The organism is Thiocapsa sp., assembly GCF_011390875.1.
Classification (GTDB): domain Bacteria; phylum Pseudomonadota; class Gammaproteobacteria; order Chromatiales; family Chromatiaceae; genus Thiocapsa.
This window is the reverse complement of sequence record NZ_JAABRP010000058.1, coordinates 1-24,794: the sequence shown is the minus strand read 5'-3', so window position 1 is coordinate 24,794 and position 24,794 is coordinate 1. Positions and strand designations below refer to the sequence as shown.

Below are 24,794 nucleotides of genomic sequence, written 5' to 3'. Positions count from 1 at the left end.
CACTCGAGCAGCCGGACGTTCTTTTTGGCCGCGACCGCCTCGCTCGCCTCGGCGGTCACTCGGGGCGCGATGATGACCTCGACGAACTGACGCTCGACGATGGTTCGGGCCGTCTCGCCGTCGAGCTCGCCGTTGAAGGCGATGATGCCGCCGAAGGCGGATTCCGGGTCGGTGCTGTAGGCGCGCTCGTAAGCGTCGAGCAGGTGGGCGCCCAGGGCGACGCCGCACGGGTTGGCGTGCTTGACGATGACGCAGGCCGGACCCTCGGAGAACTGCTTCACGCACTCGAGCGCCGCATCCGTATCGGCGATGTTGTTGTAGGACAGCTCCTTGCCTTGGATCTGGCTGGCCGTGGCGATGCTGGTTTCCAGGTCGCCGTGCTCGACATAGAAGGCCGCGTTCTGATGCGGATTCTCGCCGTAACGCATGGATTGCTTGCGACCGAGCTGCAGGCTCAGGGTGCGCGGGAAGGCGCCGGGGACATCGGTCGCGAGCCGTGCGCCGAGATAGTTGGCGATGGCGCCGTCGTAGCGGGCGGTGTGCTCGAATGCCTTGACCGCCAGATCGAAGCGCGTGGCCTCGCTCACCCCGCCGTGATCGGCGATCTCGGCGGCGATGCGCGGGTAGTCGGCCGAATCGACCACCACGGTGACGCTGGCGTGGTTCTTGGCCGCGGCGCGCAGTAGGGTCGGGCCGCCGATGTCGATGTTCTCGATGGCTGTGGCCAGATCGCAGGCCGGATCGGCCACGGTCTGCTCGAAGGGATAAAGATTCACGACCACCAGGTCGATCGGCTTGATCTCGTTCTCGCGCATGACCCGATCATCGACACCGCGACGCCCCAGGATGCCGCCGTGGATGCGCGGGTGCAGGGTCTTGACCCGACCGTCCATCATCTCGGGGAAACCGGTGTAGTCCGAGACCTCCGTGACGGGGATGCCTGACTCGGTCAGGAGCCGAGCGGTCCCGCCGGTGGAGAGGATCTCCACACCTTTGGCGGCAAGGTCGCGGGCGAAGGCGGCCAAGCCGGTCTTGTCGGACACGCTGATCAGGGCGCGATGAATGGATTGCATGAGGGTCGATCCGGGTCTAATGATCTGAAAGGGGACGGCGGTGCGGTCGGCACTACGGGCTCAGCGCGCGCGCTCGATCCCGTAAGCGGCGAGTCGTTTGCGCAGGGTGGCGCGCGTCAAGCCGAGAATCTTCGCAGCGTGGCTCAGATTGCCGTTGGTGTGGTCCAAAACGGTTTCGAACATGGGGCGCTCGACTTCCTCGAGCACCAAGGCGTAGAGGTTGACCACGTCATGGCCCGCCATGTTCTCCAAATAGAAGCGCAGGGCATCCTGCACACATTTGCTCAAGGGGTCGGTGCGATCCGCCTCCACCACCTGCAGCCCCGTCGAGGTCGGTTCGGATACGCTGTCGAAGGCGACTGAATTCATGCTGCTTGATTCTCCGTTTCGGGGCATTGCTCGAAGAACGCGGCGACCCGCGACAACTGCTCCGCCGGGGTTTGTGTCCCGTTGACGATGTCTCTGAAGGCCGCTGCACCCGGTAAGTGACGGCAGTACCAGGAGATGTGTTTGCGTGCGATCCGCACGCCGGCATGGGCGCCGTAAAACTGATACAAGGCATCGAGATGCTCGCGCAGGAGCGCATGGATCCAGTGCCTTTGCGGCTCGACCGGCAGGGTACCCGAGGTTAGGTAGGCCGCGACGTCGCGAAAGATCCAGGGACGTCCCCGGGCCGCGCGTCCGATCATGATAGCATCGGCGCCGGTACAGTCCAGGACCTGTTTCGCCCGTTCGGGGCTCGCGATGTCGCCGTTGGCGATCAGCGGTATCGTCACGGCCGCACGGATGGCACGGATCGTGTCGTACTCGGCGGGCACCCCGTAACTGCAGGCGCGCGTGCGCCCGTGAACGGTCAAGGCGGCGATCCCGCACTCCTGCGCGATCTGCGCAATCCGCACGGCATTGCGGGTCTCGGGCGACCAGCCGGTGCGGATCTTCAAGGTGACCGGGACGGAGACCGCAGCGACCACCGATCCCAAGATCCGCCCGACCAAGACCTCGTCGCGCATCAGCGCGGAGCCCGCTGCGCGTTTGCAGACCTTCTTCGCCGGACAACCCATGTTGATGTCGACGATGTCGGCGCCCAGGTCGACATTGATCCGGGCCGCTTCGGCCATGTCGAGCGGATCCGCGCCGACGATCTGCGCCGATACCGGGCCGGCCTCGCCCGTGTAGTCCAGCCGCCGCACCGACTTGCGGGTACCCCAAAGCGCGGTGTTCGACGAGACCATCTCGGCGACCGCAAGCCCAGCACCCAGCCGCCGACACAGCGCACGAAACGGCCGATCGCTGATCCCGGCCATCGGCGCGAGGATCAGATTGTTCTCGAATCGATGAGGGCCGATGGTGAAGGTGTCAGGCATCTGAATGTGACGAACCTGGATAAAGAGGATATCGCTGTTCCATTTGACATCCAGACAGCCAATTCGCGCCGGGTTCAAGCCGACGCCACGGTTTTGTCCGGCAATCAGATTAAACGGGGATCGATCCCGGTGAGATGCGGTTCAGAATTGAATACTTTTTTAATATTTTAAACCGCGCCGGCTCCGACAGTCGTCGGAGCCGGCGCGGCCAAGTCAATCCAACAGATGACGCATGCCGCTCCGGGCGCGGTTTAAAGGCGCGTCCCGCAGATGAGCGCCCAATCCTCGCGCAGGCGTGTCGGCGCAAGCGCGATCCGTTCGGCATAGGCCGCGCGAACCGTCTCGGCCTGTTCGGCAAGCACGCCGGAGACAGCCAGCGCGCCGCCCGGCGGCAACGAGTCGACGAGCCGAGGCGCCAGCGAGACCAGCGGCCCGGCAAGGATGTTGGCGATGGTCACATCGACTTTCAGCTCGGGCGCATCATCCGGCCCGTAGATGGCGAGCCGGTCGGCGACCCCATTGGCGAGGGCGTTGTCCCGCGTCGCCTCCAGTGCCTGAGGGTCATGGTCGACGGCGATCGCACGTGCAGCGCCCAAGCGCAGCGCCGCAATCGCCAGGATCCCGGAGCCGCAGCCGTAATCCAGGACCGTCTTACCGGCGAGCGGGGTACCGTCGAGCCACTCCAAGCAGAGCGCAGTGGTGGGATGGTGCCCGGTCCCGAAGGCCAACCCCGGATCCAAAGCGACCACGACGGCCTCGGCGATCGCCTCGGAATCATCCGGATCCTGCCCGTGCGGACAGACCCAAAGACGTCGACCGAAGCGGGTCGGCTTGAAGGTGTCGAGCCAGACCCGCTCCCAGACCTGATCCTCGATGCGTTCGACAAGAGGCGGGCCGGTCAACCCGGCGCGCGGCTCACCAGCCAGCTGGTCGACTAAGCGAGCGACCAGCGTCTCGCTCTCGGGATCGGCATCGAACAGCGCCGAGATCTTGACCCGCGACCACAGCGGTGTCTCGCCCGGTCCGGGTTCGAGCTGAGGCTCGTCCGCGGCATCCGCGAGCGTCACCGAAAGAGCCCCGCCGTCCTCCATGAACGCGGCGATCCGCTCCGCGTCCGGCTTCGAGACCTCGATGGAAAGCTGTAGCCAGGCCAATTAAATCGCGTCCTGCAGAATATGCGGTGTGTTCATTTGGTCTCGATCTCGCAGCAGTTCGCAAGCGCCGGAGTCGACGCGATTTAAGAAATTAAAAGATTGGATGAATTGCGTTGCACGATGGGGCTGCAGCACGTCCGAACCAGCTCCGAGTGCCCACCTGCCTGGAAGCCGGTCCGCGTCATTCATTGTTCTTGATATTCTGAACCGCGCCGTGCCGAGCCATCAAATTGCGCCGACGTCGGCCTTACCTCGAACGTCGCATGTCGCTCCAAGCGCGGTTCAGCTTCACATGCCGAGCTTCTTCTCCAGATAGTGGATATTCGCCCCGCCCGCCAGAAAGGCCCCGTCCCTCAAGATCGACCGCTGCAGCTTGATATTGGTGTTGATGCCGTCGATCACGGTCTCGCGCAGCGCATTGCACATCCGGGCAATCGCGGACTCGCGGTCCTCGCCGTGGGTGATCAGCTTGCCGATCATGGAGTCGTAATAGCGCGGCACCGTGTAGCCGGTATAGATGTGCGTTTCGAGCCGCACGCCGGGGCCGCCCGGGGCATGGAACTCGGTGATCTTGCCGGGGCTCGGCATGAAGGTCTCCGAGTCCTCGGCGTTGAGACGGCACTCCACGGCATGGCCGCGGATCACGATGTCTTCCTGCTTATAGCGCAGCGGCTCGCCGGCTGCGATCAGGATCTGCTCTTTGACGATGTCGACGCCGGTGACCATCTCGGTGACCGGGTGCTCGACCTGCACGCGCGTATTCATCTCGATGAAATAGAAGCATCCGTTCTCGTAGAGGAACTCGAAGGTGCCGGCACCGCGGTAGCCGATGGTGCGACAGGCCTCCGCACAGCGCTCGCCGATCTCATGGCGCTGCGCCTCCGTGATTCCCGGTGCCGGAGCCTCTTCGACAACCTTCTGGTGACGGCGCTGCATGGAGCAGTCGCGCTCGCCGAGATGGATGGCGTTGCCGTGCTGGTCCGAGAGCACCTGGAACTCGATATGACGCGGGTTCTCCAGGTACTTCTCCATGTAGACCATGTCGTTGTTGAAGGCCGCGGCGGCCTCTGCCTTGGTCAAGGAGATGGCGTTCAGCAGGGTCGCCTCGGAGTGCACGACCCGCATGCCGCGCCCGCCCCCGCCGCCGGATGCCTTGATGATCACCGGATAGCCAATCTGTCGGGCGATCTCCAAGGTGCGTTTCTTGTTGTCGTCGAGCGGGCCATCGGAGCCGGGCACGCAGGGCACGCCGGCCTTGTTCATCGCGGCGATCGCCGAAACCTTGTCGCCCATCAGGCGGATGGTCTCGGGTCGCGGGCCGATGAAGATGAAGCCGGAGCGCTCGACCCGCTCGGCGAAATCGGCGTTCTCGGAGAGGAATCCGTAGCCGGGGTGGATGGCGACCGTGTCGGTCACCTCGGCCGCGCTGATGATGGCCGGGACGTTGAGATAGCTGTGCATAGACGCCGCCGGGCCGATACAGACCGATTCGTCGGCCAAGAGGACGTGCTTGAGGTCGCGGTCCGCTTCGGAGTGCACCGCGACCGTTTTGATGCCCAGCTCGCGACAGGCGCGCAGGATCCGGAGCGCGATCTCGCCCCGGTTGGCGATCAGGACCTTCTCGATCATTGCAGGCATGGTGGCGATGTCTTTGCTGGAGGAGGCGCGGCGCATCGGGGAGGGCGCCGGCGCTTGACGACGGGGGGCGCTGCCCTCCGCCCTTATTCGATGACGAACAGCGGCTGGTTGTATTCGACCGGCTGACCGTTCTCGACCAGGATACGTCTGATGGTGCCGCCTTGCTCGCACTCGATCTGGTTGAGGATCTTCATCGCCTCGATGATGCAGAGCGTATCGCCGGACTTGACCGTCTGGCCTTCTTCGACGAACGACTTCGAGCCGGGCGACGGCGCACGATAGAAGGTGCCGACCATCGGCGAGCGCACGATCTCGCCTTCCATCTCCTCGGTATCGTCTTCATCGGGGGCCTTTCCGGCCGGCGCCGCAGCCGGCGCGGCGCCGATGCCCATCGGCATCGCTTGAGGCATGTACATCGGCATGGCGCCGCTGCCGTGTCGGCTGATGCGGACCGATTCCTCGCCTTCGTGGATCTCGATCTCCGCGACGTCGGATTGCTCCAACAGCTCGATCAGCTTCTTTACCTTGCGGATATCCATGGTCAGTGGTTCTCGTTGGAAAGGTCCGGCGCGAGCCGACCGGCCGCCGCGCGTAATGCTGAAAAGTAGCCCTCGGCCCCGAGTCCGCTGATCACCCCGACCGCAATGTCGGAGAAATAGGAGTGGGCCCGAAACGGCTCCCGGGCGTGCACGTTGGACAGGTGCACCTCGATAAAGGGAATCCCGACCCCGAGCAGCGCATCGCGCAGGGCGACGCTGGTGTGGGTGAAGGCGGCGGGATTCAGGATGATGAAGCGAACCCCGTCGTGCGCGGCACTATGGACCGCTTCGATCAGGACGTGCTCGGCGTTGCTCTGGATGCACTCCAGCGTGAAGCCCTGAGCCCGAGCCGCATCTTCCAGGCCCTGGTGGATCTCCGCCAGCGTGGTGCGGCCGTAGTGCTCCGGCTCGCGAGTTCCGAGCAGGTTGAGGTTCGGTCCGTTCAGGACCAAGATCGCCGCCATCCGGTCTATGTGCTCCAACGCGTCCGAGACTCAGTGTACCCGCCGATCCATTTGAGATCGGCAGCAAATCGGCGCGAATTGTGCGGATTTTACGCGATGTTGTCCAGCTAAGACGCGTCCTCCTCGGGTGCCGGGCGATCTTCCGCCTTGACCAGCGTGTCGAGCTCGGCCCTGAGCTCGGCGGCCGTGACCTCGCCCGTGCGGCTGAAGACGCGGCGCCCGCGGCGGTCGAAAATGACCGTGAAGGGCAGTCCTTCGACCCGGTTGCCGAGCCGCTTCGAGAGCGCCACGGCCTCCGGGTTGGCCATCAGGATCGGGTAGTTGACCGGATACTGGGCGACGAACCCCTCAACATCTTCGAGGCGGTCCACGGCAATGCCCACCACCTGCACGCCGGCCTCGCCGAGAGCCTCCTGCGTTTCGATAAAGAGCGGTATCTCGCGCACGCAGGGCGGGCACCAGCTTGCCCAATAGTTGATAACCACGACCTTGCCGGCCCAGGCGTCGCTGCTGACCTTCGATCCGGCAAGGTCGGTCAGGCCGAATTCAGGCAAGGTCTGGAGGGGCGCTGATTGGCGGACCGACAGTCCCGCGTCGTGCTTCGGCTCTTCAATCCAGCGTTGGCCGACGACGGCGACCCCGACGCTGATCCCGCCCGCAAGCAGGATGACCATCCCCACCCGAACGGCGCTCATGGCACGGCTCGGCGCAGGTGCTCGACGAAGGCGTCGGCGGGTTTGAAGCCGACCAAGCGATAGTTCTTGATCTCTTCTCCCGCGGTGTCGAAGTAGAGGATCGCGGGTGGCCCGATGATGCCGAAGTGCTTCATCAGGGCTTGATCATCTGCGTCGTTGGCCGTGACGTCGGCCTTGAGCAGGACGAAGCGGTTCATCTCCGCGATCACGGCGGGGTCGCTGAAGGTGTAGCGCTCCAGCTCCTTGCAGGTGACGCACCAGTCCGCATAAAAGTCGAACATGACCGGTTTGCCGAGCGCCCCTGCCTTGGCGACCTCGCGATCGAGATCGTCGAGCGTCTTCACGGTGGTAAAGACCGCCTCCGCGGCGCCACCAGCGCCGCCGCCCACGGCGAGCCCACGCAACGGTTGGACCGTATCCTTCCCGCCGGCCGCCGCGCCGAGCAGCATGAGCGCGCCGTAGATGAGCAGGAAGACGCCGAGCCCCTTCCAGAGCTTGCTCCATCCGCTTGCACCCTGCGGCAGCTGGGTCAGTGCGCCCATGTAGACCGCCGAGCAGATGAGCAACAGCCCCCACAGCAGCATGGCCACCGCCGGCGGCAGGATCCGCTCCATCATGAAGATGGCCACGCCGAGCAGGGCGACGCCGAACACTGCCTTGACCGCATCCATCCAGCCGCCGGCGCGCGGCAGCAGCTTGCCGGCCGAGGTGCCGATGGCGATCAGAGGCACGCCCATGCCCATACTCAGCGCGAACAGGGCGATGCCGCCGAGCACCGCGTCCCCGGTCTGGCTGATGTAAATCAGGGCGCCGAAGAGCGGCGGAGCCACACAGGGTCCGACGATCAGCGCGGAGAGCAGGCCCATGATGGCGACGCCGATCAGGGTGCCGCCTTCCTGCTTGTTGCTGATCTCGGCGAGCTTGGACTGGAAGCTCGAGGGCAGCTGCAGGTCATAGAAGCCGAACATGGACAGCGCGAGCAGCACGAAGATGAGCGCGAAGGAGGTCAGGACCCAGGGGTTCTGGAAGGCGGCCTGCAGATTCGCGCCGAAGAGACCCGCCAAGACGCCGACGACGGTGTAGGTCAAGGCCATCGCCAGGACATAGACCAGCGACAGCGTGAAGGCCTTGCGTGTGGTGATGTTCGGGCCCTGTCCGGCGATGATGCCCGAGAGGATCGGGATCATGGGGAAGACGCAAGGTGTAAAAGCGAGCAAGAGGCCGAACCCGAAGAAGGCCGCAATCACCACCCAGACGCCGCTGTTGGCGAGGACGGAGGCAATCCGATCCTGCTCGGAGACCGTGTCGTCCACAACCGACTCTGCACTTGCCGGCGGCGCATCGGCCGTCGTGGCCGCCGCTGCGGCCGTCGGCAGAACCGCCGTCACCAGCGCCTCCGGAAGGCTCAAGGTCACCCTCTGCGTCTGCGGCGGATAGCAGATGCCGATCTCGGCACAGCCTTGATACTTGGCGATGAGAGTGACCTCGGTCGGCTCGCTCGAGGCGCGCAGCAGGGGCAGTGTCAGGTCGACTCGGTCGTGATAGACCTCGACGTCGCCGACGCTTCCGTCCGGAAGGATCGAGTCCTTCTTGATGTCGCCGGCGGGCCGCTCGAACGGCCCGATGGCGACCTCGCTACCGTCCTCGAGCGCAAGCTCGAGCATATGGCTGTAGAGGTAGGTCCCCTCGGCGACGTCCCAGGTCAGTTGCAGTCGGTCCGGGCCGGCGACCTCGGCCGAGAAGAGGAACGCCTCCTCGGCGGGGAGGATGTCGTCGTCCGCGCCCAAGCCGAGCGATTGGCCGAAGCCCGCCAATGCCTTCGCCGATTGCTCGCCCTGAATTGGCGACCGACTCTCGGGGGCGGCTGGGGGTGTGGTCTCGGCTGCGATAGGAGTCGCGGCCGCCATCTCCGGCAGCTCGAGCAGCAGGCGCTGGCGATGCGGCGGGTAGCAGAGCCCGGCATCGGCGCAGCCTTGCGATGTGGCATCGAGGGTCAGGAAGTTGCCTGCGCCGGTCGCGCGCGTGACCGGCACCCGGATCTCGACGCTGTCGCGATAGACCTGGACCTTGCCGAAGAACTCGTCCTCCTTGGTCTGCCCGGCGGGCATCTGCGGGCCGCCGGTCGAGATCCCGACGGTGTCCGTCTGGAACCCGAACTTACTCTGATACATGTAGTAGCCGTCGGCGATCTCCCAACGCACCCGCACCGCGTCGGGTCCGTCCGCCTCGCCCGAGATGCGGAAGGCCTGATCGGGCATCAGGAATTCGTCCTCCGCCAGCGCGCTCGGCGCCGCGGCGGCGGCGAGCAGCCAGGCCAAGGCGACGCTCAAGAGCCGTCGTGCTGTGGATGTCCCGCGCGACGGCCGATGCTTCGGACCCTGTTGTTCGGTGGCGGTGTCGTCGATGGCGGTTTGGCGCCGCTCGACGGCGGCCCCGATCCCGGGGCTCAGTCGTTGTGGTCGGTGCATGTCGTTACCCAGCTCAGATAGTCGGGGAGTCCCTCGGTGACGGGGACCGCGATGATTTCCGGAATCTCGTAGGGGTGCAATGCGCGCAGGCGCTCGGTCAATGCGGCGACACGCTCGGTCGTCGTCTTGATCAAGAGCAAGACCTCGGGATCACGCTGGATCTGACCCTCCCAACGGTAAATCGAGGTGATGCCCGGCAGCAGATTCGCGCAGGCGGCAAGCCGCTCATCGACCAATGCCGCGGCGATGCGCCCGGCCGCGGCCTCGTCGGGACAGGTGCAGAAAATCAGGCGATGGTCTGCCGTCATGCGGCGGCTCGGCGGCGTTTCATAAGGTTCGGGGTTCCACTATCCTGCAACGGATCGGCCTGTTTCTACCATAATGTTTGTCGGTTTAAGGGATCTCGGTCGACCGAGCGCGGACCGACCGACCACTTCGGGAGACCATTATCGTGCCTTTTTTGTTTCTGCTGATCATCATCGGAATTCCGATGATCGAAATCTACATCATGATCCAGGTCGGCTCCGAGATCGGGGCGTTCCCGACCATCGCCCTGGCCATCCTCACCGCCATCGTCGGGATCTGGCTGGTCCGCCACCAAGGTTTCGGCCTACTCATGCGGGTGCGGGAGATGACCGACCGCGGGGAGGTCCCCGCGTTGGAGGTCTTGGACGGCGCGCTGCTCCTCGTTGCGGGACTCTTTCTGCTCCTTCCCGGCTTTATGACCGACACGATCGGGTTTTTGTTGCTTGTCCCGCCCCTGCGACATTGGATCGTCGGGCGCTATGTCCGCGTGATCCCGATCCGGCCCGGCACGCCCCCCGGTGAAGCAGAGGGTCCAAGGGTCATCGAGGGCGACTACCGCCGCGAAGATTGAGGCCCGTTGAAGCCTCCGGCGCTTGACAGACGAGGATAAGGCTCTACTATTAGCACTCGTTTGAGATGAGTGCTAACAGAGCGGGCCGAAACGGGCTGCTCACCCGCGCTCCGAACCCGTCAACCGCACGAGGAGATCACCACATGAAGATTCGTCCCCTGCACGACCGCGTCGTTGTCCGTCGCATGGAAGAAGAGCGCACGACCGCCGGCGGCATCGTGATCCCGGACTCCGCCACCGAGAAGCCGATCCAGGGCGAGATCATCGCCGTGGGTAAGGGCAAGATCCTCGACAACGGCGAGAGCCGTCCGCTGGATGTCAAGGTCGGCGACCGCGTCCTGTTCGGCAAGTATTCCGGCACCGAGGTTAAGCTCGACGGCAACGATTTCCTGGTGATGCGCGAAGAAGACATCATGGGCGTCGTCGAAGGCTGATGCCGAGCGCTTCCCTTGCGGGAAGCCCGCATCGAGTCCAGACCTAAGCCCCGCGAGCGAGCCGTGCAGGCTCGGCCCGCGTCCCCCGCAGCATCGAATTCCAAAGAATCAGATCAAGGATCAACACTATGAGTGCAAAAGACGTTAAGTTCGGCGGTGAAGCCCGTGCCCGTATGATGGAGGGTGTCAACATCCTCGCCAACGCCGTGAAGGTCACGCTGGGTCCGAAGGGCCGCAACGTCGTCCTCGAGAAATCCTTCGGTGCCCCGACCGTCACCAAGGACGGCGTATCCGTGGCCAAGGAAATCGAGCTGAGCGACAAGTTCGAGAACATGGGCGCCCAGATGGTGAAGGAAGTCGCTTCCCACACCTCCGACATCGCCGGCGACGGTACCACCACCGCAACCGTTCTGGCGCAGGCCATGGTCCGCGAAGGCCTGAAGGCCGTCGCTGCCGGCATGAACCCGATGGACCTGAAGCGCGGCATGGACAAGGCGGTCGAGGCTGCCGTGGAGGAACTCAAGAACCTCTCCAAGCCCTGCACCGAGTCCAAGGCGATCGCCCAGGTCGGCACCATCTCGGCCAACTCGGACGAGTCGATCGGCCAGATCATCGCCGAGGCGATGGAGAAGGTCGGTAAGGAAGGCGTCATCACCGTCGAGGACGGCACCTCCCTGCACAACGAGCTGGATGTCGTCGAAGGCATGCAGTTCGACCGCGGCTACCTCTCGCCCTACTTCATCAATAATCAGCAGAGCCAGAGCGCCGAGCTGGAAGACCCCTTCATCCTCCTGCACGACAAGAAGATCTCGAACATCCGCGAGCTTCTGCCGGTGCTCGAAGCCGTCGCCAAGGCCGGCCGTCCGCTGCTGATCGTCGCTGAGGACGTCGAAGGCGAGGCGCTGGCCACGCTGGTGGTCAACACCCTGCGCGGTATCGTCAAGGTCTGTGCGGTCAAGGCCCCGGGCTTCGGTGATCGTCGCAAGGCCATGCTGCAGGACATCGCCATCCTCACCGGCGCGACCGTGATCTCCGAAGAGGTCGGTCTGTCGCTCGAGAAGGCGACCCTGAACGATCTGGGTACCGCCAAGCGCGTGCAGGTCGCCAAGGACGAGACCACCCTCATCGACGGCGCCGGCTCCGAGATGGACATCAAGGCGCGCTGCGAGCAGATCCGCGCCCAGGTCGAAGAGACCAGCTCCGACTACGACAAGGAAAAGCTCCAGGAACGTTTGGCCAAGCTGGCCGGCGGTGTTGCCGTCATCAAGGTCGGTGCCGCTACCGAGATGGAGATGAAGGAAAAGAAGGCGCGTGTCGAAGACGCGCTGCACGCCACCCGCGCTGCTGTCGAGGAAGGTATCGTCCCCGGCGGTGGTGTTGCGCTCGTCCGTGCCCAGACCGCGGTCAAGGGCCTGACCGGTGCCAATCACGACCAGGACGTCGGTATCACCATCGCGCGTCGCGCCATGGAAGAGCCGCTGCGTCAGATCGTCGCCAACGCCGGCTGCGAGCCGTCCGTCATCCTGCACAAGGTCGTCGAAGGCTCGGGTAACTTCGGTTACAACGCCGCCAACGGCGAGTACGGCGACATGGTCGACATGGGTATCCTGGATCCGACCAAGGTCACCCGCTCGGCGCTTCAAAACGCCGCGTCGGTTGCCGGCCTCATGATCACCACCGAGGCGATGGTCGCCGAAGAGCCGAAGGACGACGCCCCGATGCCGGGCGGCGGCGGCATGGGTGGAATGGGCGACATGGGCGGCATGGGCATGATGTAAGCCCGACCGTCTGCGTCTAACCGCAGACCCAAGCCCCGCTCCGGCAAAAGACCGGGGCGGGGCTTTTTTTGTTGGATCTAAACTGCGTTCAGTGCGAGATGCTGATTTTCGGGAGAGTTCGACGTTTGGTGCATCCACAGCGCGATCAGCCCCTGCGGGCGCTGCCCGCCGTGATCTACCGGGGTGGGCTGGCCAGGCTGCCGAACCGCCGCGCCTTCCACGAACGGCTGCGCGTCGGGATCGTGCGCTGGACCCGCTTGCCGCGTTTACGTTGGATTTTCCAATGTCGCAAGCGGTCCTATGGTGAGGTCGCAACATCACGCCGATCGCCGGGGTGAGCAACGTCTCGGCCATAGAATCAACGTAAGAGTACCGTCGCAGATGTCTGAAGAATCTCTCGATCAAGATCAAGCCCCCGAGACACCGCACCGCTGATCGTGCCTTCGGGCTAGGGTGCCGTGGCGGCGCTGCAGCCCGTTCCAGGCGATGGGATCGGACGCGGGTCGAAACGAAGCGGCGCTACGCGATGCGGTTGCCTTGCGCGATTCTCCGGCGCCGGGCCGAGACGGGAGCGGTCGGATGCGCCAAAACGACGGGCGTGGGTTGTCTGGGCCGTTCGTCTGTTCGGCGTACTGACCTTGACGCTCATCGGATGGTGGTTGTGGATCGCCTACGATTGGGACCATACCGCCTTCTGGGAATGGACGAGCACCGCCGACCCGTTGCCCTTCTTCCTGCTGCTCGCTGTTCTTCCCGCCGTCGGGTTTCCGACCTCGCCCTTCTATCTGCTCGCTGGAGCGACCTTCGGCGCAGGCACCGCGATCGTCGGCTCGGGGCTCAGCATGGCGAACACAACAAGTGCGATCCGGGCCTGGATGCCGATGGGTGCGGCCTCGGCGGGTGAGGTGTCGAGGCGGGCGTCGAACAGCAGCAGGACGGCGCTGCCGACGACAATCAGGGCGAACAGGATCGCCGCCCGGGTGTAGAAGTGGAGTCCGAGAAAGGGCTCCCCGTAGGTGCCGGTTCGCCTGAAAGATGGGCCATCGGAGATGCGCCGGTGAACCAGAGACAGGGGTCGGGAGAGCAGTCTCCAGATCTGATGGGCCGCCGGTGTATCTCCCGCCGACATCCGTCGGAGAGCAACGATTGTGATCGGGACGCTTCGGCTTAGGCCGACGAGTTTCCGTAATCGTACGCAGTATACAAACGAAGATTCATCATTATATTGTTCTTGTAGGCGCCGGCTTACATCCAAACGGTATACCGATGCGCCATCGCTGCATGATGAAGCAACCGGTGGTGATTTGAGATACGAGCGTCGCGAGTTACCGTTGACCAACGGCAAACAATAATCCAGGTGAAGCCTTCGGGAGAGCGAGTATGAGCAACAATGCGCACCGCGTTTCCGGTATCTATGCCACCCGCCGAGAAGCGGAAGTGGTCTACGATCGGCTGTTGCGAGACGGGTTCCAGGCCGGGCAGATGGAGCTGATCGATCAGCCCGGAGCAGATGCAGAAACAGATCCGGATAGTGATGAGGTCCGCAACGAGATGCTCGTCGGCGGCGCCATCGGCACTGCCGCGGGGGCCGGAGCCGGCGCCCTGGGGTCGGCCGCGATTGCTGCCGCGAACGTGAGCCTGTTCATCGCCAGCCCGTTGCTCGGGACACTCATGATGGTCGGTTGGGGCGCGTCGGTCGGCGGAATCGTGGGTGCTTCGGTGGGGCTTGGGACTGTCGATACCAAGCGGTTTGACGACCTCGTGAAGCAGGCAATAAGCCAAGGCCACGCCGTTCTGATCGTTCACGCCGAGACCGAGGAACAAACGACCCTCGCACAATCGGTGATCGGCGAATCGCTGAAGGATCTGACCGACGAGGTGTCCTGAAGGGCCACGTCGGGAAGATCCAGCGACAGTCCACCGCGTCATTGTTTTGCGAAGCCGGCCGTGGATCCGCTCGGCTGATGAAGGGGCTTGGCCAATGTCACGTCCAGCAGCACATCAACCGAACCTACCGTTGCACCCGGACGTTCTTCGAATGAAGGAGTCACTCGACAACAATCAGCTCGATCTACCGACATCGCCCGGAAACCGTGTCCCAGGTTTAGGCCTGTCCCGGTTTATGCCTGAGATTTTCTCTCTGAAGCACTAGGCCCTCTGTGCGGAACCGCACCGACGCAGCATCCGGCCGCGCGTACCCTGTGAATCGAACCATCAGGTTCAGGTCGTGCCATCGCATGACCCACACATTCAGAGGAAAACCTCATGAACCAGATCATCTACATTGTCGGCGCCATCGTTATCGTTCTCTTCATCCTCGGGTTCCTCGGACTTCGGTGAGGTCGGGGATTGATTCGGCCCAAACCGGCTGCGTCGTGCTGACTTTTCGGTGCGCACTTCAACCGCCGCAGGATGTCGGTTCCAAAGGTGTCGCCGATCGCGACATCCACGGCATCGCGGCGGCGTGCGATCAGCACGCGCCCGATGCGTGGGTACGGCCGGGTCTTGTCATCATGCAATCATCCCCTGCACAAGCGAGTTCAATCGCCCTACCGCAGTAGCTCTTGTGGGCTTGAGTTCGTCCGCCTACGGTCAGCGTTCGCGTACCAACCGACGCTACACGAGTCTATCTGCAACCGAGCCTCTTAGCGGGGCCTCGGCGCGCTCGTAGGAGCATGGTCTGCGCGCTTGTCAGGAGCAACCCGGATAGGATACATCGCAAAAGAAAGAGGAGGGTCTGAGAGCGCGGGCGGGATCTCTTCCCGAACACACTCGGTGGCATTGCTTTTCGGTTCATGATCGTGTCGACCTCATGCGCTTCAGCGTTACCCTTGGCACTTAAACCGCGCCGATTCCAGCGGTCGTCAAAACTGCCGGGGCCGATCTCATCCAAAAACATCGCATACCGCAAAGGGCGCGGTTTAATCTAACGGCTGCCAATGCCGTCTCGGTGACACTCGATCGGCGCGCCTCTCTGACCGAAATCGCCGCCGAGCTTGTGCACCACCTGCGCAACCCACTCATGGCACTGCGTGGCAATGCCAAGGCCCTACTCGTGTCGCCGGATCAAGCCGCGGAGATCGCGGCCGAGTTCGATCGGGACATCCTCGCCTTGAACCAGAAGCTCTCGGGCTTTCTGGACCTGACCCGGCACCGCGACGAGCATTGCGGACCCGCGGATCTCGATGCCTTGATCCGGGATGCGGCTCGCTTAGCCGAGCCGCTCGCTAGGCGCCAGGGTCATGAGATCGAGCTGGCGATCGCCGCGGGACTTCCGCGTCCGTCGCTTCAAAGCGGTGCGATTCGCGATGCCCTGTTGAATCTGCTCGTCAATGCGTCCCAGAGCGGCCAAGGATCCGGGGTCATCCGGGTCGAGGCCGCAGCGGAACGCGATGGTCTGCGGATTCGGGTCGAGGACCGCGGGCGCGGTATCGAGCCGAGTGACCTGGAATGCAGGTGACGATCGAACGGCGCGAAGAGGTCAAGCCGCGCCGCATCCAGGTCAAGTAGGCCGCAGCGGCTGCTTGCTCCGATTTGGGTGACCCGATCCACAGGCGGATACGTGAAGCCTCGCGCACGCCCGGGTCAGATTTCCGGAGGGCTCTATGTCGACACTTCAACAGATTAAACACGACATCACACGGGCATGGGACCATGTCCGCGACGGCTGGGACCGACTCTCCGATCAAGCCGCCGGGGCGGTGGCTCGATTCACGCATAAGGGTGCGAGACCGACCCGCGATCACGGCGGGCGAAGTCTCGACCTGTGGGGCGGCCTTCGCGCTCCGGCTTGGCGCGCTCCGGCTTGGCGCGCTCCGGCTTGGGATTCGACGTTGCCGAGCGGCGGTTGGGGCGTCCTGGCCGCCGAGGTCTCGGATGACGACGACAAGATCGTCGTGGGACTCAAGGCCCCCCGGTATGACCAAGGACGACTTCGAGCTTCAAGTCATGGACGGCTACCTGGTCGTCCGCGGCGAGAAGCGGGTCGAGCGCGAAGAGTCCAAAGGCCGCTACCACGTCACCGAATGCGCCTACGGCCATTTCGAGCGCGCCATCTCCTTGCCCGACGAGGTCGAAAGCGACAAGGCCAAGGCGAGCTACAAACACGGCGTCCTGCGAGTCGAGATGCCGAAGGACAAGGCATGAAGCAAATGATCCCGAGATGCGGCTGGTGTGGCTCCGACCCCCTGTACCTCGCCTATCACGACCAGGAGTGGGGAGTGCCGCTCCACGATGACCGCCGCCTCTTCGAGATGCTGACGCTTGAAGGCGCGCAGGCCGGTTTGAGCTGGCTGACCATCCTGCGCAAGCGCGACGGCTACCGGCAGGCCTACGATAATTTCGATCCGGAGCGGATCGCGCGCTACTCGGATGCCGACATCCAGCGCTTGCTCGGCGATGCCCGCATCGTCCGAAACCGCCTCAAGATCGCGTCGGCCGTGCGCAATGCACAAGGCGTGCTGAGCATCCTCGAAGACACGGGGTCCCTCGACGCCTTCCTCTGGCAATTCGTCGACCATCTGCCGCAACAGAACGCTTGGGGCTCGCTGGACCAGGTGCCGACCCGAACGCCTGCATCGGACCGAATGAGCAAGGCGCTCAAGAAGCGCGGTTTCGTTTTCGTCGGATCCACCATCTGCTACGCCTTCATGCAGGCCGTCGGGATGGTCAACGATCACGTCGTTGGCTGTTATCGGCATGCAGAGATCAGGTCAACTGCACCTTGTTGACGAAATAGCCTGCCCGGTTATTCTCGCAGGTCAGGTAGGTGTCCCAAGGGGTGTGGCCGTGATCGCAGGTGTTGACGGTGCCGCGGGTCATGGTGCCCCCGGGGCTGTACCTGGTCTTCACCAGGTCACTGCCGCGCGCGGCAGCCGAATCGGAGAAAAGGTCATGGGATTCAAGCTGCTCAACCTGTTTTTCGACGCCGGCCCGCGGTTGGACTGCGGCCGGATGCACATTCTCATCATCACCGGGCCCGACGCGGGCCGGCGTCCCTCGACCCCGCCGCCAGCTCGATGAGAATCGTCAACAACCTGCGCGGTGCCGTCATCGCCTTCGTGCTGCTGCCCCTGCTCGGTGTCCTGATCGTGACCGGCGCTCTGGGCCTGCGTGAGCTGGAACAACAGATGCTGCAACGCATGCAGGAGGATATCGAGCTGGTGGCGCGGGCGATCCGCCTTCCCGTAGCCGCTGCGATGGTGCGGACCGACATCGAGGCGGCGCAGCAGGCGTTGGACTCCGCGTTCGAGATCGACCAGATCTTCGGCGCCTATGTCTACAATGACGCCGGCGAGCGCGTCGCCAGCAGAGGTCCGCGCAGTCCGCTGCTCGAACGGCGCCGGGAGGCCCGCGCGGTGACCGCCGAGGGGACTCAAGGGAGCTTCGATGAGCGGCGCGGACGCGCGGTCTTCTCGTTCTTTCTGCCTTTATTCGATCCCGCCGGTCAGGTGGTAGGGCTGTTGCAGGTGACCCGCGACGTGGGGGGATTTCGTGCCTATCTAGCGCAGTTGCGCTGGATCGGCGGCATCGGTATCGGCGCCCTGGCTGCCGTCTTTCTGATCGTGGTGCTGGTTGGACATCATCGCGCCGTCGGCCGCCATGTGCGTGCCCTCACGGCCGCGATGCAGCCCATCGGCAGCGGTGAGCCGGGGCTGCGAGTGCCGACGCGAGGCCCCCGCGAGCTAGCGGTCCTGGGGGTCGGGATCAACGCGATGATCGCCCGTTGGGAGGCATCGGAACAGCGCCTGCAGGAACAACGGCTGGCCCAAGCGGCGTTGGAACAGGCTCTGCTGCAATCCGAGAAACTGGCCGCCGTCGGGCGGCTGGCGGCCGGCCTTGCCCATGAACTCGGCACCCCGCTCGGCAGCGTGGCCGGGCGTGCTCAGCGCGCGGCGCGCCGCCTACCCGAAAATGCCCCGGCCCGTGCCGAGCTCAAGACGCTGATGGAAGAGCTTGGGCGGGTCGAGCGCATCGTGCGGCAATTGCTGGATTTCACGCGTCGCAACCCAGCCGTGCGCCGATGGGTGGACCTCCCCGGCCTGCTCACTGGCCTGGTCGAACGCCTGCGCCACGCTGACCCGGATGCGGCGCGCCAGCTGCGGATCGACTGCCGGGTGGCCCCTACGGCAGGGCCGATCATCGTGCCCGGCGATCCGCTGCGCCTGGAGCAGGCCATCGGTAACCTGTTGGATAATGCCGTGCAGGCTGCTCACAGCGAAGTCCGGGCGACCTGCCGCAGCATCGGCGATCAGGTCGAGCTACGCATCTGCGATGATGGCCCCGGTGTCGATCCGGGCATCGTCGATCGGCTGTTCGAGCCCTTCGTCACGACCAAACCTGTGGGTCAGGGCACCGGGCTCGGGCTCGCGGTCGCGCGCGCCGCGATCCTCGAGCACGGCGGCGAGCTGATCCTGGAAGGGGATCGCGGCCCTGGCGGCACCGCACCTCCGGGGCCGCCAGCGCCCGGCCCGGCGGGTCACGCCGGGCCCGTCCCCTGGCCTGCCGAACCCGGCCAATGCGCCCGGCCGTCCCCCGCCGCCGAGCCTGGCCGGCAGGTCGGATCCCGGGTTGGACCAGGGCGCGCCAATGGTGCTTGTTTCCTGATCCGGCTGCCCGCCGCTGACCGCGTGACGCACGCTGGAGATCCGCGCGATGGTCGATGACACGCAGCGATCGGCACCGACCGATGAACCGGTCCTGATCGTAGAGGACGACGCCGCCTATCGACAATTGCTGGAGGATGAGCTCGGCGATGCGCGCTACCGGACGCTCGCGGTGGCAAGCGCCGAGGACGCTCAAGCCCTGCTGGCGCGTAGGACCGTCGCGCTGGTGATCAGCGACCTGCGACTTCCCGGCGCGGACGGTCGGACGGTATTGGAATGGACCCGCACACTGACGCCGGTACCTGGCTTCATCATGCTGACCGGCTTCGGCACCATCGACGAGGCGGTGGCGGCCCTTAAGGCCGGTGCGGATGACTTCCTGACCAAACCGGTCGACCTGGAGCACCTGCGACTGGCAGTCAGTCGGGTGCTCGAAAGCCGACGTCTCCGTGCAGAGGTCGCCCGGTACCGGGCGCTGCAAACAAGCTCCGGTTTTCATGGCATGTCTGGCACCAGCCCCGCGATGTTGAAGCTGTTCGATCTGATCCGGCGCATTGCCCGGTCCGACAGCAGCGTATTGATCACCGGCGAGTCGGGCACCGGCAAGGAGCTGGTGGCGCGGGCGCTGCACGCCGAGAGTCCGCGAGCAGACGGGCCATTGGTGACACTGAACTGCGCCGGGATCCCGGAGTCGCTGCTGGAGTCGGAGTTGCTGGGCCATGCGGCCGGTGCCTTTAGCGGTGCCCGCGGGGCCCGGCGCGGACTCTTCGCCGAGGCTGACGGCGGCACCCTATTCCTTGATGAGATCGCCGAGATGCCGCCGGCGATGCAGCCGAAGTTGTTGCGTGTGTTGCAGGATGGACAGGTGCGCCCGGTCGGGGCCAATGCCGAGATCCAGACCGATGTCCGCGTACTCGCTGCGACCCATCGCGACATCGCTGAGCGGATACGCAGCGGTGACTTCCGCGAGGATCTGTTCTACCGCTTGGAGACCTTTCGGATCGACGTTCCGCCGTTGCGCGAGCGCGGCGAAGACGTCGCAGCATTGCTGCGCGAGCGCCTGCAGGCGCAGACGGCGGCGCTGGGTCTGCCTCCCCGGCGTTTTTCACCTCGGGCCTTGCGCGCGCTGCTGCAGTACCCCTATCCCGGCAACGTGCGCGAGTTGATCAGCCTCGTCGAGCGCGCGGTGACGCTGGCCGACGGCGAGGTCATCGAGATCGGTGACCTGCCGGAACGCGTGCAGATCGACGCCGGACCGCTATCCGACATCCGACTACAGGTCCTGCCGCCGACGCGGTCACACGCCGAGGACTGGGAGACGCTCGCCGAGCGGGAGGCTCGTTACATCCGCGAGGTCCTCGCTTTCACCGACGGGAACAAGCAGCAGGCGGCGAGGATTCTCGGCATCGGTCGAAAGACGCTGTATCGCAAGATCGACGAGGGCCTGTAACCAATCGCAACGGTGCAGGCTGACCCATGTGTCATAACGAAACAGTCAGCACGCATCGGCAGGGGCCGCAACGACACCTATCGAAATGTTATAAGCTATTATTTGTACTTGGTATTGCTCGCTAGAGCCGGGGCCTGGCATTGCATGTGCTGGATGCGTGGTGCACACATCAGTGCACACCAACCGAAACATTACAGGAGGTCCCGATGACTTCACGATTCACTCCTCGACACGCCGCATCGCTCACCGCTGCCCGCACGTCGGCCCTCATGCCGGCTACCCTGTTGCCCGTACTGGGTCTCGCCGCCCTGCTATCGCTTGGCGGTAATGCCTTGGCCGCCGACGCCGGAGGCGCACCGCCGGCACAGGATCCGCGGGGCCCGGCAGCGTACAATCCCCAAGTCAAGATCGATGACAAGACGGTCGACAACTTCGCCGAGGCATTTTCGTCCATCCAGGAGATCAATGCCGATCTGACCAGTCAGCTTGAGACAGCCTCCGACCCGGCGGTGGCTCAGACGCTCCAGCGTGAGGCCCAATCCAAGATGGTCGAAGCGGTCGATGAGGCCGGCATCTCGGTCCAGGAGTACAACGAGATCGCCACGAGACTCCGGCAGGACCAACGACTCGCCGAGCGAGTTCAGAATGCGTTGCCCGGCCGATAAAGCTGCCCGGCATTAGCTGGTCTGCCCACGGCGTTCGCCGTGGGCGCCACGGCTGAGACGACCGCGGCGGAGAAGCCGCAGTCGTTGCACTTACAGCGGCCCCGATCGCAAGCAATCCACAGGATATACAGGGCTCGAAGCCGGCAGTCACGTGATGCGCGATCGCCGGCTTCGAGCCCTTTGCTTAGCGACCGCGCCTACGGCCATTTCGAGCGCGCCATTCCCTCGCCCGACGAGGTCGGAAACGAGAAGGTCAAGGCACGACGCCGACAGCCGATCAAGGTGGCGTGTACCGACACCGGCTCCAGATGAATCGGGTCCGGGTTGAAAAGTGCCCGGCGTCATCCATGTCGTGACCTTCGAACGACACGGAGAGACCGATGGGACGACCCGGTTGGCCCGGCTTTACCCCGCAGGCCGAGACGCCGACTCGCGCGGCCGGACTCGCGCGTCTGGCCACCTTCGTTGCGCATGCTGCGGCCTACTCGCGCGAGCGCAATCGTGTCGTCCCGCCCCATGATCGGGTCTCCCGGCTCTCGCCCTATCTGCGGCATCGTTTGATCCTGGAGCGCGAGGCGGTCGCCGCGGTTCTGGACGCCCATCCGCGGGATGCCGTCGACAAGTTTATCTCCGAGGTGTTGTGGCGGACCTACTGGAAAGGCTGGCTCGAGCTTCGCCCGCACATCTGGGACGCCTATCTCGATCGGCGTCGACGCGACCGCGACGGGCTCGCGGGGACGGCGTCGGTCCGCTATGGCGAGGCGATCGCCGGGCGGAGCGGGATCGCCTGTTTGGATGCCTGGGCGCGCGAGCTGATCGAGACCGGCTATCTGCACAATCACGCGCGCATGTGGTTCGCTAGCATCTGGATCTTCACCCTGCGTTTGCCCTGGACGCTCGGTGCGGCCTTCTTTCTGCGGCACCTGCTGGATGGTGATCCAGCCTCCAACACGCTCTCCTGGCGCTGGGTCGCGGGGCTCCATACGCGCGGCAAGCACTATCTCGCCCGGGCCGAGAACATCGCCCGCTATACCGACGGGCGCTTCGACCCGAAAGGCGAGCTCGACGAGCAGGCGTTGCCCTTGACCGAGCCTTTGCTCGACTTCACCCCGCGTGCGCTTCGCGCGTCGGTCGAGCTGGCCACGGACCTTCCGAGCGGTCTGCTTCTGACGCCCGAGGATTTGGCCCCGGAGGTCTCGCGCTTATCGCGGCTCGGGTTTCGCGGCGTCGCCGGCGGCTGGGACGAGACGGTCGGGGAGGGTCTCGACCTAGCCCCTCCGGTCGTCGACTTCTCGCGCGTCGCGATCGCCGATGCCCTGGCTCGGGCCGAGGCGCATTTCGCGGTCCCGTCACACGCTCTGGACGAGGGCGACTGGCTGGCTGCGGCCGAGGCATGGGCTCTCAGCCTTGCCGTGCGCCAAGTCGTCACGCTCGAAACACCGGTCGGCCGCTGGCGGGAACGCCTCGAGCAGCTTGACGCACGACTCGCCAAGCACGGCATCGCACTCGTCCGATCTCGCCGCACCTGGGACAGCAATCTCTGGCCCGGCGCAACCCGCGGCTTCTTCCCCTTCCACGAGCACGCCCGCCGGCAAGGCCATCTCGATGGTCTGACGCGCATCAATGATGCCTAAACCGCGTCCACAGCGAGATGCTCACTTTCGAGTGCGTTCGACGTTTGGTGCATCCACAGCCGTTAGCGGGGACGCGGTTTAAACCGCGTCCAGAGCGACATGCGTCATTTTCATGTTGCGTTTGGCTTCGGAGATGTCCTCGATCTCGGTGAGACGCGGTTTAAAATTTAATATTTTTCAGAATCTTAAACCGCGCCGGTTCCGTCGATCGTCGGAGCTGGCGCGGCCAAGCCAATCCAACAAACTACGCATACCGCACTGGGCGCGGTTTAAACCCGGATGACACCCATGCAACTTGTCTGGTTCAAGCGCGACCTCCGGGTCTATGACCATACTGCACTTGCAGAGGCCGCAGGGCACGGCCCGGTCCTGCCGGTCTACATCGCCGAGCCCGGATACTGGTCCCAACCGGATGCCTCCGGTCGCCACTGGGCCTTCATCGCCGAGTGTCTGGGCGAGCTGCGAACGGATCTCGCCGCGCTGGGACAACCCTTGATGATCCGAGTCGGAGAGGCCGTCCCGGTCCTGAGCGAGCTGCTGGATCGTCTGCCCATCCAGGCCGTTTGGTCGCATGAGGAGACCGGCAACGGCTGGACCTATGCGCGGGACATCGCCGTCGGCAATCTGCTGCGCAGCCGCGGCATCCCCTGGCATGAGCGGACCCAGAACGGTGTGGTCCGCCGCCTCGAAACGCGCAACCGATGGTCGAAGATCTGGGAGCAACGGATGGGGATGCCATTGGAGCCGCCGCCGACCCTCCGACCTTTGGGGACCCTGTCGGAGATCGGCGGGCTGGGTGCCGTTCCCGACACGCGGGACCTCGGGATCGCCGACGACCCCTGCCCGCAACGCCAACCCGGCGGTCGGCGAACCGGCGTCGGAACGCTCGAAAGTTTCCTGCGCGAGCGCGGCGAAGCCTATCACCGCGAGATGTCGAGCCCACTGACGGCTTACGAGTCCTGCTCGCGTCTGAGCACCCATCTCGCATGGGGGACGCTCTCGATTCGCGAGCTGGTCCAAGCGACGCGCCATCGCCGGGAGCAGGTGGCGGCGCTCGTCCAAACCAGCGGGCAACGCAGCACTTGGTCAAAGGCACTCTCGGCGTTCGAGGGCCGGCTCCACTGGCACTGCCATTTCATGCAGAAGCTCGAAAGCGAGCCCCGCATCGAATTCGAGAACATGCACCGCGCCTGCGATGGGCTCCGTGATCCGACACCGGACCGGGAACGCCTCGATGCCTGGCGCCAAGGCCAAACCGGCTTCCCCTTCGTCGATGCCTGCATGCGTGCCTTGATCCACACCGGCTGGATCAACTTTCGGATGCGCGCCATGCTGGTGTCCTTCAGCGCCTACCATCTCTGGCTGCATTGGCGCGAGCCGGGCCTGCACCTGGCGCGCGTCTTCACCGACTATGAGCCCGGCATCCATTGGTCCCAGGTCCAGATGCAATCCGGTACCACCGGCATCAACACGCTGCGTATCTACAACCCCGTCAAGCAGTCGCAAGACCAGGATCCGGATGGCCTCTTCATTCGTCGCTGGGTGCCCGAGCTGGCCGATGTTCCGGACGCCCGAGTACACACGCCTTGGATGATGTCCCGCGCCGAGCAAGACCTCTGCGGATGCCTCGTCGGCCGAGACTATCCGGCCCCGATCGTCGACCACGAGGCGGCCGCCCGGGAGGCCAGGCGCCGCATCGGCGCGATCCGGCGTACCCTGGAATCCCGCGCCGAAAGCCGGACCATCTTCGAGACTCACGGCAGTCGTCGTCGCAGTATCGGCTCAAGCCGGACGCGCACGACGACCACGAAAACAGGCAGCAAAAGAACACGGCCCCCGAGCCCCGAGTCGACCTCATGAGCCACAAGAAGCCCCACCTCCCGTCCAAGATCTGCGCAAGCTGCGCTCGCCCCTTCGCCTGGCGCAAACGCTGGGCAGCCTGTTGGGAATCGGTCC

26 protein-coding genes are annotated in these 24,794 nt (G+C 64.7%); 14 read left to right on the top strand and 12 right to left on the bottom strand.

All coding sequences use genetic code 11. The features are described 5' to 3' along the window. The 10 genes from purH to cutA all read right to left on the bottom strand — a co-directional run. The coding region (gene purH / locus GPT33_RS06665; RefSeq protein ID WP_296806641.1) for a bifunctional phosphoribosylaminoimidazolecarboxamide formyltransferase/IMP cyclohydrolase at positions 1–1,073 on the bottom strand (1,073 nt) is incomplete at its 3' end. Between the two features lie 60 nt (positions 1,074–1,133). After that, on the bottom strand, positions 1,134–1,442 hold the full coding sequence (locus GPT33_RS06660) for a helix-turn-helix domain-containing protein (RefSeq protein WP_296806640.1): 309 nt from the start codon (positions 1,440–1,442) through the stop codon (positions 1,134–1,136). Further along, positions 1,439–2,437, bottom strand: a complete 999-nt coding sequence (gene dusB, locus GPT33_RS06655; RefSeq protein ID WP_296806647.1) for a tRNA dihydrouridine synthase DusB — start codon at positions 2,435–2,437, stop codon at positions 1,439–1,441. The genes GPT33_RS06660 and dusB overlap by 4 nt, the downstream gene beginning before the upstream one ends. A gap of 251 nt (positions 2,438–2,688) precedes the next feature. After that, positions 2,689–3,591 carry a 50S ribosomal protein L11 methyltransferase gene (gene prmA / locus GPT33_RS06650; RefSeq protein WP_296806638.1) on the bottom strand — a complete coding sequence of 301 codons (903 nt, stop codon included), beginning with the start codon at positions 3,589–3,591 and terminating at the stop codon, positions 2,689–2,691. Positions 3,592–3,879: 288 nt separating this feature from the next. Beyond that, positions 3,880–5,220 carry an acetyl-CoA carboxylase biotin carboxylase subunit gene (accC, locus tag GPT33_RS06645; protein ID WP_296806645.1) on the bottom strand — a complete coding sequence of 447 codons (1,341 nt, stop codon included), beginning with the start codon at positions 5,218–5,220 and terminating at the stop codon, positions 3,880–3,882. A 92-nt stretch (positions 5,221–5,312) separates the two neighbouring features. After that, complete coding sequence (gene accB / locus GPT33_RS06640; protein ID WP_296806636.1) at positions 5,313–5,768, bottom strand: acetyl-CoA carboxylase biotin carboxyl carrier protein; 456 nt, start codon at positions 5,766–5,768, stop codon at positions 5,313–5,315. Between the two features lie 2 nt (positions 5,769–5,770). After that, positions 5,771–6,232: a type II 3-dehydroquinate dehydratase gene (gene aroQ / locus GPT33_RS06635; RefSeq protein WP_296806634.1), complete on the bottom strand. Its 462-nt coding sequence runs from the start codon at positions 6,230–6,232 to the stop codon at positions 5,771–5,773. A 107-nt stretch (positions 6,233–6,339) separates the two neighbouring features. After that, positions 6,340–6,927 (bottom strand): TlpA disulfide reductase family protein, encoded by a 588-nt coding sequence (locus GPT33_RS06630; protein ID WP_296806632.1) that lies wholly within the window; start codon positions 6,925–6,927, stop codon positions 6,340–6,342. Further along, positions 6,924–9,395 (bottom strand): protein-disulfide reductase DsbD, encoded by a 2,472-nt coding sequence (locus GPT33_RS06625; protein ID WP_296806630.1) that lies wholly within the window; start codon positions 9,393–9,395, stop codon positions 6,924–6,926. Before GPT33_RS06625 ends, GPT33_RS06630 begins: the two co-directional genes overlap by 4 nt. Continuing rightward, positions 9,374–9,703 carry a divalent-cation tolerance protein CutA gene (gene cutA / locus GPT33_RS06620; protein WP_296806628.1) on the bottom strand — a complete coding sequence of 110 codons (330 nt, stop codon included), beginning with the start codon at positions 9,701–9,703 and terminating at the stop codon, positions 9,374–9,376. The genes GPT33_RS06625 and cutA overlap by 22 nt, the downstream gene beginning before the upstream one ends. A gap of 143 nt (positions 9,704–9,846) precedes the next feature. Between cutA and GPT33_RS06615 the strand changes: the two genes are divergently transcribed. From GPT33_RS06615 to groL, 3 genes are all read left to right on the top strand, one after another. Further along, on the top strand, positions 9,847–10,272 hold the full coding sequence (locus GPT33_RS06615; RefSeq protein WP_296806626.1) for an FxsA family protein: 426 nt from the start codon (positions 9,847–9,849) through the stop codon (positions 10,270–10,272). 143 nt (positions 10,273–10,415) lie between these two features. Beyond that, positions 10,416–10,706, top strand: a complete 291-nt coding sequence (groES, locus tag GPT33_RS06610; protein ID WP_093029859.1) for a co-chaperone GroES — start codon at positions 10,416–10,418, stop codon at positions 10,704–10,706. Between the two features lie 128 nt (positions 10,707–10,834). Further along, positions 10,835–12,484: a chaperonin GroEL gene (gene groL / locus GPT33_RS06605; protein ID WP_296806622.1), complete on the top strand. Its 1,650-nt coding sequence runs from the start codon at positions 10,835–10,837 to the stop codon at positions 12,482–12,484. A 781-nt stretch (positions 12,485–13,265) separates the two neighbouring features. Here the strand turns inward: groL and GPT33_RS06600 are convergent. After that, positions 13,266–13,613 (bottom strand): hypothetical protein, encoded by a 348-nt coding sequence (locus tag GPT33_RS06600; RefSeq protein WP_296806619.1) that lies wholly within the window; start codon positions 13,611–13,613, stop codon positions 13,266–13,268. Positions 13,614–13,864: 251 nt separating this feature from the next. Here GPT33_RS06600 and GPT33_RS06595 point away from each other — a divergent pair, with 251 nt between their 5' ends. The 4 genes from GPT33_RS06595 (at position 13,865) to GPT33_RS06580 (ending at position 17,214) form a co-directional block, all read left to right on the top strand. After that, positions 13,865–14,371, top strand: a complete 507-nt coding sequence (locus GPT33_RS06595) for a hypothetical protein (RefSeq protein WP_296806617.1) — start codon at positions 13,865–13,867, stop codon at positions 14,369–14,371. A gap of 1,063 nt (positions 14,372–15,434) precedes the next feature. After that, positions 15,435–15,944, top strand: coding sequence for a histidine kinase dimerization/phospho-acceptor domain-containing protein (locus GPT33_RS06590; RefSeq protein ID WP_296806615.1), 510 nt, complete (start codon positions 15,435–15,437; stop codon positions 15,942–15,944). A 458-nt stretch (positions 15,945–16,402) separates the two neighbouring features. Beyond that, positions 16,403–16,630, top strand: coding sequence for an Hsp20/alpha crystallin family protein (locus GPT33_RS06585; protein ID WP_296806613.1), 228 nt, complete (start codon positions 16,403–16,405; stop codon positions 16,628–16,630). Beyond that, entirely contained in the window at positions 16,627–17,214 is a 588-nt protein-coding gene (locus GPT33_RS06580) for a DNA-3-methyladenine glycosylase I (RefSeq protein ID WP_296806611.1), read from the top strand. Before GPT33_RS06585 ends, GPT33_RS06580 begins: the two co-directional genes overlap by 4 nt. Here GPT33_RS06580 and GPT33_RS06575 read toward each other — a convergent pair. After that, positions 17,192–17,335 (bottom strand): alkaline phosphatase PhoX, encoded by a 144-nt coding sequence (locus GPT33_RS06575; protein ID WP_363929102.1) that lies wholly within the window; start codon positions 17,333–17,335, stop codon positions 17,192–17,194. The two genes, GPT33_RS06580 and GPT33_RS06575, sit on opposite strands and share 23 nt — an antisense overlap. Positions 17,336–17,377: 42 nt before the next feature. Between GPT33_RS06575 and GPT33_RS06570 the strand changes: the two genes are divergently transcribed. The 7 genes from GPT33_RS06570 to GPT33_RS06540 form a co-directional block, all read left to right on the top strand. Continuing rightward, positions 17,378–17,506 carry a hypothetical protein gene (locus tag GPT33_RS06570; protein WP_296806649.1) on the top strand — a complete coding sequence of 43 codons (129 nt, stop codon included), beginning with the start codon at positions 17,378–17,380 and terminating at the stop codon, positions 17,504–17,506. Then, positions 17,503–19,149: an ATP-binding protein gene (locus GPT33_RS06565; RefSeq protein WP_296806609.1), complete on the top strand. Its 1,647-nt coding sequence runs from the start codon at positions 17,503–17,505 to the stop codon at positions 19,147–19,149. Before GPT33_RS06570 ends, GPT33_RS06565 begins: the two co-directional genes overlap by 4 nt. Continuing rightward, positions 19,139–20,539, top strand: coding sequence for a sigma-54 dependent transcriptional regulator (locus GPT33_RS06560; protein ID WP_296806607.1), 1,401 nt, complete (start codon positions 19,139–19,141; stop codon positions 20,537–20,539). The genes GPT33_RS06565 and GPT33_RS06560 overlap by 11 nt, the downstream gene beginning before the upstream one ends. A 206-nt stretch (positions 20,540–20,745) precedes the next feature. After that, positions 20,746–21,204, top strand: a complete 459-nt coding sequence (locus GPT33_RS06555) for a DUF4168 domain-containing protein (protein ID WP_296806605.1) — start codon at positions 20,746–20,748, stop codon at positions 21,202–21,204. Between the two features lie 380 nt (positions 21,205–21,584). Beyond that, positions 21,585–22,838 (top strand): FAD-binding domain-containing protein, encoded by a 1,254-nt coding sequence (locus GPT33_RS06550; RefSeq protein WP_296806603.1) that lies wholly within the window; start codon positions 21,585–21,587, stop codon positions 22,836–22,838. A gap of 288 nt (positions 22,839–23,126) precedes the next feature. Next, entirely contained in the window at positions 23,127–24,698 is a 1,572-nt protein-coding gene (locus tag GPT33_RS06545) for a deoxyribodipyrimidine photo-lyase (protein ID WP_296806601.1), read from the top strand. Then, a partial coding sequence (locus GPT33_RS06540) for a DUF2256 domain-containing protein (protein WP_296806643.1) occupies positions 24,695–24,794 on the top strand: 100 nt, incomplete at its 3' end. The genes GPT33_RS06545 and GPT33_RS06540, both read left to right, overlap by 4 nt.

Excerpts from the sequence above, each read along its gene's own strand:
- GPT33_RS06660 (WP_296806640.1), bottom strand. The coding sequence starts at position 1,442 with ATGAATTCAGTCGCCTTCGACAGCGTATCCGAACCGACCTCGACGGGG.
- dusB (WP_296806647.1), bottom strand. The coding sequence starts at position 2,437 with ATGCCTGACACCTTCACCATCGGCCCTCATCGATTCGAGAACAATCTG.
- accC (WP_296806645.1), bottom strand. The coding sequence starts at position 5,220 with ATGATCGAGAAGGTCCTGATCGCCAACCGGGGCGAGATCGCGCTCCGG.
- accB (WP_296806636.1), bottom strand. The coding sequence starts at position 5,768 with ATGGATATCCGCAAGGTAAAGAAGCTGATCGAGCTGTTGGAGCAATCC.
- aroQ (WP_296806634.1), bottom strand. The coding sequence starts at position 6,232 with ATGGCGGCGATCTTGGTCCTGAACGGACCGAACCTCAACCTGCTCGGA.
- GPT33_RS06630 (WP_296806632.1), bottom strand. The coding sequence starts at position 6,927 with ATGAGCGCCGTTCGGGTGGGGATGGTCATCCTGCTTGCGGGCGGGATC.
- GPT33_RS06625 (WP_296806630.1), bottom strand. The coding sequence starts at position 9,395 with ATGCACCGACCACAACGACTGAGCCCCGGGATCGGGGCCGCCGTCGAG.
- cutA (WP_296806628.1), bottom strand. The coding sequence starts at position 9,703 with ATGACGGCAGACCATCGCCTGATTTTCTGCACCTGTCCCGACGAGGCC.
- groES (WP_093029859.1), top strand. The coding sequence starts at position 10,416 with ATGAAGATTCGTCCCCTGCACGACCGCGTCGTTGTCCGTCGCATGGAA.
- groL (WP_296806622.1), top strand. The coding sequence starts at position 10,835 with ATGAGTGCAAAAGACGTTAAGTTCGGCGGTGAAGCCCGTGCCCGTATG.
- GPT33_RS06600 (WP_296806619.1), bottom strand. The coding sequence starts at position 13,613 with ATGTCGGCGGGAGATACACCGGCGGCCCATCAGATCTGGAGACTGCTC.
- GPT33_RS06595 (WP_296806617.1), top strand. The coding sequence starts at position 13,865 with ATGAGCAACAATGCGCACCGCGTTTCCGGTATCTATGCCACCCGCCGA.
- GPT33_RS06585 (WP_296806613.1), top strand. The coding sequence starts at position 16,403 with ATGACCAAGGACGACTTCGAGCTTCAAGTCATGGACGGCTACCTGGTC.
- GPT33_RS06580 (WP_296806611.1), top strand. The coding sequence starts at position 16,627 with ATGAAGCAAATGATCCCGAGATGCGGCTGGTGTGGCTCCGACCCCCTG.
- GPT33_RS06570 (WP_296806649.1), top strand. The coding sequence starts at position 17,378 with ATGGGATTCAAGCTGCTCAACCTGTTTTTCGACGCCGGCCCGCGGTTG.
- GPT33_RS06565 (WP_296806609.1), top strand. The coding sequence starts at position 17,503 with ATGAGAATCGTCAACAACCTGCGCGGTGCCGTCATCGCCTTCGTGCTG.
- GPT33_RS06560 (WP_296806607.1), top strand. The coding sequence starts at position 19,139 with ATGGTCGATGACACGCAGCGATCGGCACCGACCGATGAACCGGTCCTG.
- GPT33_RS06555 (WP_296806605.1), top strand. The coding sequence starts at position 20,746 with ATGACTTCACGATTCACTCCTCGACACGCCGCATCGCTCACCGCTGCC.
- GPT33_RS06550 (WP_296806603.1), top strand. The coding sequence starts at position 21,585 with ATGGGACGACCCGGTTGGCCCGGCTTTACCCCGCAGGCCGAGACGCCG.
- GPT33_RS06545 (WP_296806601.1), top strand. The coding sequence starts at position 23,127 with ATGCAACTTGTCTGGTTCAAGCGCGACCTCCGGGTCTATGACCATACT.